We start from the raw sequence: 7417 nt of genomic DNA, 5'->3' as shown, positions 1-7417 counted from the left end.
CCTCAGAGACGATGAGGTAGATAGGTCATGGGTGGAAGCACGGCGACGTGTGGAGCTGAATGATACTAATCGGTCGAGGCTTTGATCTAGTCTAATGGTTTGTGTGAATTGATGAGTCTTCAGTTTTCAGGGAACAACCCTGAAATGGATTGACACGCCCTTGGGGCGATGTTAATATTCTTTTGTCTGGTGGCGATAGCGAAGCGGCCACACCCGTTCCCATGCCGAACACGGAAGTTAAGCGCTTCAGCGCCGAAAGTAGTTGGGGGTCTCCCCCTGTGAGGATAGGACGCTGCCAGGCAAGATCGTTCCGCAATAGCTCAGTGGTAGAGCAACCGGCTGTTAACCGGTAGGTCGTAGGTTCAAATCCTACTTGCGGAGCCAATTAAGGCCCGTTGGTCAAGCGGTTAAGACACCGCCCTTTCACGGCGGTAACACGGGTTCGAATCCCGTACGGGTCACCATTTGGAGGATTAGCTCAGCTGGGAGAGCACCTGCCTTACAAGCAGGGGGTCGGCGGTTCGATCCCGTCATCCTCCACCATCTTTTTAATAAATAATCAAACCATATATGCCGGTGTAGCTCAGTTGGTAGAGCATCTGACTTGTAATCAGAGGGTCGAGGGTTCGAATCCTTTCGCCGGCACTCCTTGGGGGGGTAGCGAAGTGGCTAAACGCGGCGGACTGTAAATCCGCTCCCTCGGGTTCGGCGGTTCGAATCCGCCCCCCCCCACCAGGTTTGAGCCATTAGCTCAGTTGGTAGAGCATCTGACTTTTAATCAGAGGGTCGCAGGTTCGAGCCCTGCATGGCTCATTTTTATGCGGAAGTAGTTCAGTGGTAGAATACGACCTTGCCAAGGTCGGGGTCGCGGGTTCGAATCCCGTCTTCCGCTCCATATTATTCCCTTGACGGGGCCTTAGCTCAGCTGGGAGAGCGCCTGCCTTGCACGCAGGAGGTCAGCGGTTCGATCCCGCTAGGCTCCACCATTTGTTTTTTTCTTAAGTTACTTATGACTTAAGTTTTTTTTTGCCTAAATCCATGAACCATTCACTTGAGAGTACAGAGAAAGGCAGCCTGCCACCATTCAGGCTGCCTTTTTGTATGTTTATTCATCATTGTGTGAAGTTGAACCACGCGTTTGGTAGCGTTTACAATGAAGTTATAAACGTTCAAGGGGGAATGGGGATGAATTGGTCATATATTGAAGTACCGCTACGTTATGGACAGGGGAAACATGGCGTAGAGCAAGGTCCATCAAAATTACGGACACTCGGATTGGAAACACTATTGCCAGCAGAAACGAAGCAACAGACGATCCGTGTCTTACCTGAATCTGAAATGATTAACAGTGAAGAGCATTTGAAGCGGGTAGATGGAGTCTTATACACGGTCCAAGAACTCGCGGAGGTCGTCGATGCAGACATTCAAGCGAAGCGATTCCCGTTGATCGTTGGGGGCGATCACAGCATGGCAATCGGAACGCTGGCGGGTCTTGCCAAAACGGGGCCATACGGTGTCATCTGGGTCGATGCGCACGCTGACCTGAACACGGGTGAGACCTCACCATCGGGCAATATTCATGGGATGCCACTTGCTGCGGCGATGGGGATGGGAGATATCCGCCTGACCGAGGTCGGTGGACGTGAACCGAAACTCGCGCCCGAACATTTGGTGTATATGGCGCTTCGGGATATCGACGAAGGTGAAATTCGAGAAATCAATCGACTCGGTATTAAAGTCATCACGGTCGAAGAGATTCGGACACGGGGCGTCGACGTCATGATGGACGAGGCACTCGCTTATTTGCGCGCACGTGTGGACCGGTTCTATCTTAGCTTCGATATGGATAGCTTGGATGCGAAACTTGTTCCAGGTACCGGCACGCCAGTCGATCAAGGACTGACCGCCGAAGAAGGCAAAGCCATCTTGGCCGAAGTGATGAAGGCTGACGATTTGATTGCGGTCGAACTCGTAGAATTAAATCCATCGCTCGATCATGATGACACAACGGCCCAGTTGGCGTTCGAGTTATGTAAGACGATTTTGAAATCCAAAGAAAACCTGTTATTGGAAAGTGAAACTGTCTGACGACCTTACAGTTTCCAAGTCTGTTTGCTACAATGGACTTGGAAACTTTTTTTATTGTCATGCGATTTTAATGAAACCTACATAGAGACAAATCCGTATAGAAGGATGACCGCATAGGTTGCGGAGAGGGGAAGTGGACTGATGGAACGGCTGACCACCCGTTTAGTCGACGAATTAAGGTCGGGGAATCATGATTCGTTTGCTGAGCTGGTAGAACTGTACAAGGATGGTGTCTTTGCTGTCGCTTATAAGATATTATATGATCGAGGCGAAGCGGAAGATGCTGCTCAGGAGACGTTTATTCGGGCGTATACCCGAATCGATACGTATGATCCCCAGTACAAGTTCAAGACGTGGATTTACCGGATTGCGACAAACGTGGCAATCGACCGTCTGAGAAAGCGAAAGCCGGAATATTCAATGGATGCCGAGATTGCGGGCACCGATGGCTTGACCTACCAGGACCACTTGGCTGATGAAGCACCCCAACCCGACGCCCAAGTCGTTCATCGCGAAATTCGAGGCGAGATGCATGAAGCGATTAAACAGCTGCCCGACAAGTATCGGATTCCATTGCTATTGAAATACGTGGATGACTTATCGCTTAAGGAAATTAGCGTCATGATCGATATGCCGGTTGCTACGGTTAAAACAAGGATCTTCCGGGGAAGAGAAATGTTAAAAACAATCTTTCAAAACAGGGAGGGGTTCAATTGACTCCTGAAGAAAAAGTACAACAATATTTGGAAGATGGCATCCTGCCCGAAGAATCTGACGAACTACGTCAATTGTTGGAGGACGACGATTTATATGAAGCGTACCTCCACTACGAACGAATAGATGCCGAACTGAAGGCCTTACCACGGCCCAAACTATCCGATGATTTTACAGCCCGTGTCATGGCGTCCTTACCGGAAGCGAAAGCACGGGTCGAGGTCGCACCAGTGACTCGATTTGAAGAAAAAGTCCGGACAAAACAGAAACCACAATCTAAATGGATGACGTGGTTCCGTAAGCATCCAGGACTGATGGCGGCCGCTCTCTTCTTTAGTTTGATGTCGAGCGCGACACTTGGCTTATGGAATGAATCGACGGAGACGATGACATACACGAAAGTGCCGGGCATCGTTGTGACATCGAACGAGGTGGTCGTCCCACAAGGTGTAACCGTCGAGCGGGACATCACGGTGCAAGGCGGTGACCTCCGGATTGAAGGGACGGTCAACGGGAACGCGACGGCCGTAAATGGTCGGGCTTATCTGGCTAGCGCTGGAGAAGTCACGGGAGAACTCGAACAAATCGATCGGATGTTTGAGTGGATGTGGTATTCGTTCAAACAAATCTTCTAAAAGAGGGCGCCGGAGACGGCGTCTTTTTTGTTCGTTTCAATCTGGTTTCGTTTTATCGTCTGGCGATGCGTGGTTTCAGAAATGTGATATAATGTAATTTGCACGAATTGGCTAGGTAGTTGAGGAGGGGAGCATTTGCCGCTACTTGAACAGGTTTCATTCTTATCATTCTTTAGTCTTTCAGAAAACGTACATTGGTACGATTATTTGAATGATGTTTTAGATATTGTCGTCGTCACGTATGTCATCTACAAATTGATGATGATTGTACGTGGGACAAAAGCGGTCCAATTGATTAAAGGGATTTCCATCATCCTTGTCAGCTGGTTCCTCAGCGGATTCTTTGGGTTGAAGACGTTACAGTTCTTATTGAACCAGGTCATCACCTACGGATTACTTGGGATTATCATCATCTTCCAACCGGAACTCCGACGTGGGCTCGAGCATCTAGGGCGAACGAGTAACTTGTTCGGTCGCACGAGCACGAGTGACGAGGATAAACAGCGTCAAATGATTGAAGCGATTGTCAGCTCGGCACAATATATGTCAAAACGTCGCATCGGTGCGCTGATTGCGATTGAACGCGATACGGGATTGAATGAGTATGTCGAGACCGGGATCCGCATGGATTCACACATCACGTCACAACTGATTATCAACCTGTTCATTCCGAACACCCCGCTCCATGATGGGGCAATGATTATCCAAGATGGGAAAATTGCGGCAGCAGCCTGTTATTTACCATTGTCGGAAAGTCCACATATCGATAAAGCGCTAGGTACCCGACACCGGGCCGCCATCGGGGTCAGTGAAGTGACGGATAGCGTGACGCTCACCGTCTCTGAAGAAACAGGCGCCGTGTCGCTCGCGATTGCGGGACGTCTGTATCGAGAGTTGGATGAGGAGGGACTTCGCAATAAATTGATCCAAGAACTCGTTATTGAAGAAAAAGAGACGACACTCTCGTTCTTCAATAAAAAAGGGGGGGACAAGTAAGTGATTGATCAGTGGTTACAACATAAATGGTTTCTCCGCGTCATCGCACTTGCTTTAGCCATCCTACTTTATTTCATGGTCGCCGAGACGAGTTCGTCGACCAACTCCACAAACGCCCTCCCGATTGTCGGACAAAGTTCGATGACGCTCGACGTTCCCGTCGAAGTGTTCTTCGATGAGGTGCAGTACGTGGCATATAACGTCCCAGAAGAAATGAGCGTCGAACTGCAAGGTCCGTCCAGCAGTTTGACGATGACCAAGTTGGTGAAAGATTATCAAGTCTTCGTCGATTTAACGAACCTTGGGACAGGCTTCCATCGCGTTCCGGTCGAGGCACGCGGCTTTGGCGGAGACGTCAACGTCGAACTCGAGCGGGATACGGTCGAAATCTATATTGACCGCAAACAGACGGTCGAAGTCCCGGTATCGGTCAACCTATTGAATAAAGACCAATTGCCAGAAGGGAAAGTGGTCGGTGACGCCGACATCGAACCGACGACAGTGAAAGTGTCAGGCGGTGCCAGTCGGATTCAAAACGTTCAAGAAATCACGTTGAACGTCGATGTCGCCAATCAAAGTCAAACGTTCACGCGTGAATTGACGCCAACGATTTTAGATGCCAATGGCAATCCGCTCAATGTTACCGTCGAACCGAACATCATCAGTGTGTCGGTCCCGGTCTACGAACAAAGTGCCGTCTTCCCGATTGAGGCGGTGACGACCGGTGACGTGGCAGATGATTTCAGACTCGTCGACACGTTGCTAGAAGAGACGGAAGTCCGTGTCTTTGCGCCACCAGACGTGCTCGATGCAATCGACACCGTCGAGACGGAGCCGATCGATTTAGATGGCATCGACAAGACCGGAAAAGTGACCGCAACGCTCGCCGTGCCGGAGGGTGCCTCATCGCTTGAGACGAAGCAAGTGGAAGTCCAATTGCTCGTTCGAGCGGCGGATGAATCGCGAGACGACACGGGTGAATTGACGGAACGAGTCCGATTGACAGTACCTGTGACCGTACGAGGATATGACCGAACGAACTTTACGCTCCAAGCCCCTGAAGTCATCGGGGTCACCTTGTCCGGGAAGCGGTCCCTCTTAGAGAGCATTACGTCGAACAGTGTGAGTGTGACCTTGGATTTGACGGGCCTCCCGAGCGGGTTACACGGGGTCGACGTCGACTATGAAGTACCAAAAGGTGTGACCGTCGTCTCACCGAAGACAATCGACATCGAGTTAACGAGCGTCGATGAACAAACCGAAACGTCCTCGATTCAATGAGGCGTTCAATCATACAAAAGTGAGGAATTGAATTTATGGGTAAATATTTTGGAACTGATGGAGTCCGCGGTGTCGCGAACTCAGAATTGACAGCAGAGTTAGCATATCGTTTAGGTCGTGCGGGCGGCTACGTGTTATCGAAACACTTGCCAGCCGGCGAACAGCCAAAAGTATTGATTGGCCGTGACACACGCATTTCAGGTCATATGCTTGAAGGTGCGCTCATCGCGGGTCTCCTATCAATCGGAGCCGAAGTGATGCGTCTCGGCGTCATCTCGACGCCAGGTGTCGCTTATTTGACGAAGTCGCTCGATGCGACGGCTGGTGTCATGATCTCGGCATCGCACAACCCGGTAGCCGATAACGGCATCAAGTTCTTCGGTAGCGACGGCTTCAAGCTCGACGACGCGACAGAAGCGGAAATCGAAGCGATTTTGGATGCGGCGGAAGACACGTTGCCACGCCCGGTCGGAAAAGACCTCGGCTTTGTCTCAGACTACTACGAGGGTGCACAGAAGTACCTTCAAATGTTGAAACAGACGGTTGACGAAGATTTCGACGGTCTCCATATTGCCCTTGACTGCGCCCATGGTGCGACGAGCGGATTGGCAGCACGTCTGTTTGCTGACCTCGAAGCGAACGTCTCGACGATTGGCAACTCGCCGAACGGCTTGAACATCAACGAAGGTGTCGGCTCGACACACCCTGAGCATTTGGCACAGTTCGTTCGTGAAAAAGGAGCGGACATGGGTCTCGCCTTTGACGGCGACGGCGACCGCTTGATTGCAATCGATGAGAACGGTGATATCGTCGACGGCGATAAAATCATGTACATCTGCGGGAAGTACTTGAGCGAGAAAGGCCGTCTCAAAGACAACACGATTGTCGCGACGGTCATGAGTAACCTCGGCTTCCATAAAGCGGTTGAAGATGCTGGTATGACGGCGCTTCAGACGGCGGTCGGTGACCGTTATGTCGTCGAAGAGATGAAGAAACACAACTACACACTCGGTGGCGAGCAGTCGGGTCACCTCATCTTCCTCGACCACTCGACGACGGGAGACGGCATGCTCTCTGGCGTTCAACTCGCCCAAATCGTGAAGACGACAGGCCGCAAGCTATCAGAACTCGCGGCTGAGATGCCGGTCTACCCACAAAAACTCGTCAACATCCGTGTCACGGACAAAAACGAGGCGATGAACGGCGACCGCGTTCTCGCGACGATTCAAGAAGCGGAAGCAGAAATGAACGGCAACGGCCGCATCCTCGTCCGCGCTTCTGGTACGGAACCGCTCGTGCGCGTCATGGCGGAAGCACCGACATCAGAAGAGTGTGACCGTTATGTCGAACGAATTGCACAAGTTGTCCGCGAAGATTACGGTGTAGAAGGATAATTTTGTCGAAATAGGGAATAAAACAAGGGAATCCGTCTGCGGGTTCCCTTTTTGTTTCCGTTTTGTCACTGTGAAATTATGTGATTTTCTTGACGAATGGAGGTGTGATTTGTACTATTAAGAGCGTGCCCTTAGAAACGGAAGGACACCCAGTACGAAACAAGCGCCAGAACTCTACGGAGTTGACGAGGTTGGAGGTTATCGAGTTTTCGGCGGATGCCTCCTAGTCGCCTGTCACGACTACAAGCAAACCCTCAAAACGCCCGGGCGACCGGACGGCCAAAGGGGAGCGCGTTGACAGCTCTTAGA

6 protein-coding genes, 8 tRNA genes and 2 rRNA genes are annotated in these 7417 nt (G+C 51.0%); all 16 read left to right on the top strand.

Features of this window, described 5'->3' with window-relative positions; genetic code table 11:
• Window positions 1-89, top strand: a 23S ribosomal RNA gene (locus KNP85_RS12520); the annotation flags it as partial.
• Window positions 90-185: 96 nt separating this feature from the next.
• Window positions 186-301, top strand: a 5S ribosomal RNA gene (rrf, locus tag KNP85_RS12515).
• Window positions 302-309: 8 nt separating this feature from the next.
• Window positions 310-384: transfer RNA gene (locus tag KNP85_RS12510), tRNA-Asn, on the top strand.
• A 5-nt stretch (window positions 385-389) separates the two neighbouring features.
• Window positions 390-464 (top strand) — tRNA-Glu (locus KNP85_RS12505).
• A gap of 3 nt (window positions 465-467) precedes the next feature.
• Window positions 468-543: transfer RNA gene (locus KNP85_RS12500), tRNA-Val, on the top strand.
• A gap of 29 nt (window positions 544-572) precedes the next feature.
• A tRNA-Thr gene (locus tag KNP85_RS12495) sits at window positions 573-645 on the top strand.
• Between the two features lie 6 nt (window positions 646-651).
• Window positions 652-735 (top strand) — tRNA-Tyr (locus KNP85_RS12490).
• A gap of 5 nt (window positions 736-740) precedes the next feature.
• Window positions 741-813, top strand: a tRNA-Lys gene (locus KNP85_RS12485).
• A gap of 7 nt (window positions 814-820) precedes the next feature.
• Window positions 821-895, top strand: a tRNA-Gly gene (locus tag KNP85_RS12480).
• A 15-nt stretch (window positions 896-910) separates the two neighbouring features.
• Window positions 911-986, top strand: a tRNA-Ala gene (locus KNP85_RS12475).
• 199 nt (window positions 987-1185) lie between these two features.
• Window positions 1186-2088 (top strand): arginase, encoded by a 903-nt coding sequence (rocF, locus tag KNP85_RS12470; RefSeq protein WP_021065188.1) that lies wholly within the window; start codon window positions 1186-1188, stop codon window positions 2086-2088.
• A gap of 141 nt (window positions 2089-2229) precedes the next feature.
• Window positions 2230-2805: an RNA polymerase sigma factor SigW gene (sigW, locus tag KNP85_RS12465; protein ID WP_021065187.1), complete on the top strand. Its 576-nt coding sequence runs from the start codon at window positions 2230-2232 to the stop codon at window positions 2803-2805.
• Complete coding sequence (locus KNP85_RS12460) at window positions 2802-3437, top strand: polymer-forming cytoskeletal protein (RefSeq protein ID WP_029594435.1); 636 nt, start codon at window positions 2802-2804, stop codon at window positions 3435-3437. The genes sigW and KNP85_RS12460 overlap by 4 nt, the downstream gene beginning before the upstream one ends.
• A gap of 135 nt (window positions 3438-3572) precedes the next feature.
• Window positions 3573-4433, top strand: a complete 861-nt coding sequence (cdaA, locus tag KNP85_RS12455) for a diadenylate cyclase CdaA (RefSeq protein WP_021065185.1) — start codon at window positions 3573-3575, stop codon at window positions 4431-4433.
• Window positions 4434-5714: a CdaR family protein gene (locus KNP85_RS12450; protein ID WP_058765073.1), complete on the top strand. Its 1281-nt coding sequence runs from the start codon at window positions 4434-4436 to the stop codon at window positions 5712-5714. It abuts the gene before it with no gap.
• A 35-nt stretch (window positions 5715-5749) separates the two neighbouring features.
• The gene (gene glmM / locus KNP85_RS12445; protein ID WP_021065183.1) at window positions 5750-7108 is read left to right on the top strand and encodes a phosphoglucosamine mutase; all 1359 of its coding nucleotides are present in this window, start codon (window positions 5750-5752) and stop codon (window positions 7106-7108) included.
• The last annotated feature ends 309 nt before the right edge of the window (window positions 7109-7417 follow it).

This window comes from Exiguobacterium sp. s194, from assembly GCF_018618275.1.
GTDB lineage: Bacteria > Bacillota > Bacilli > Exiguobacteriales > Exiguobacteriaceae > Exiguobacterium > Exiguobacterium chiriqhucha.
The sequence above is the reverse complement of the archived record's forward strand: the minus strand, read 5'-3'. Positions and strand labels throughout refer to the sequence as shown.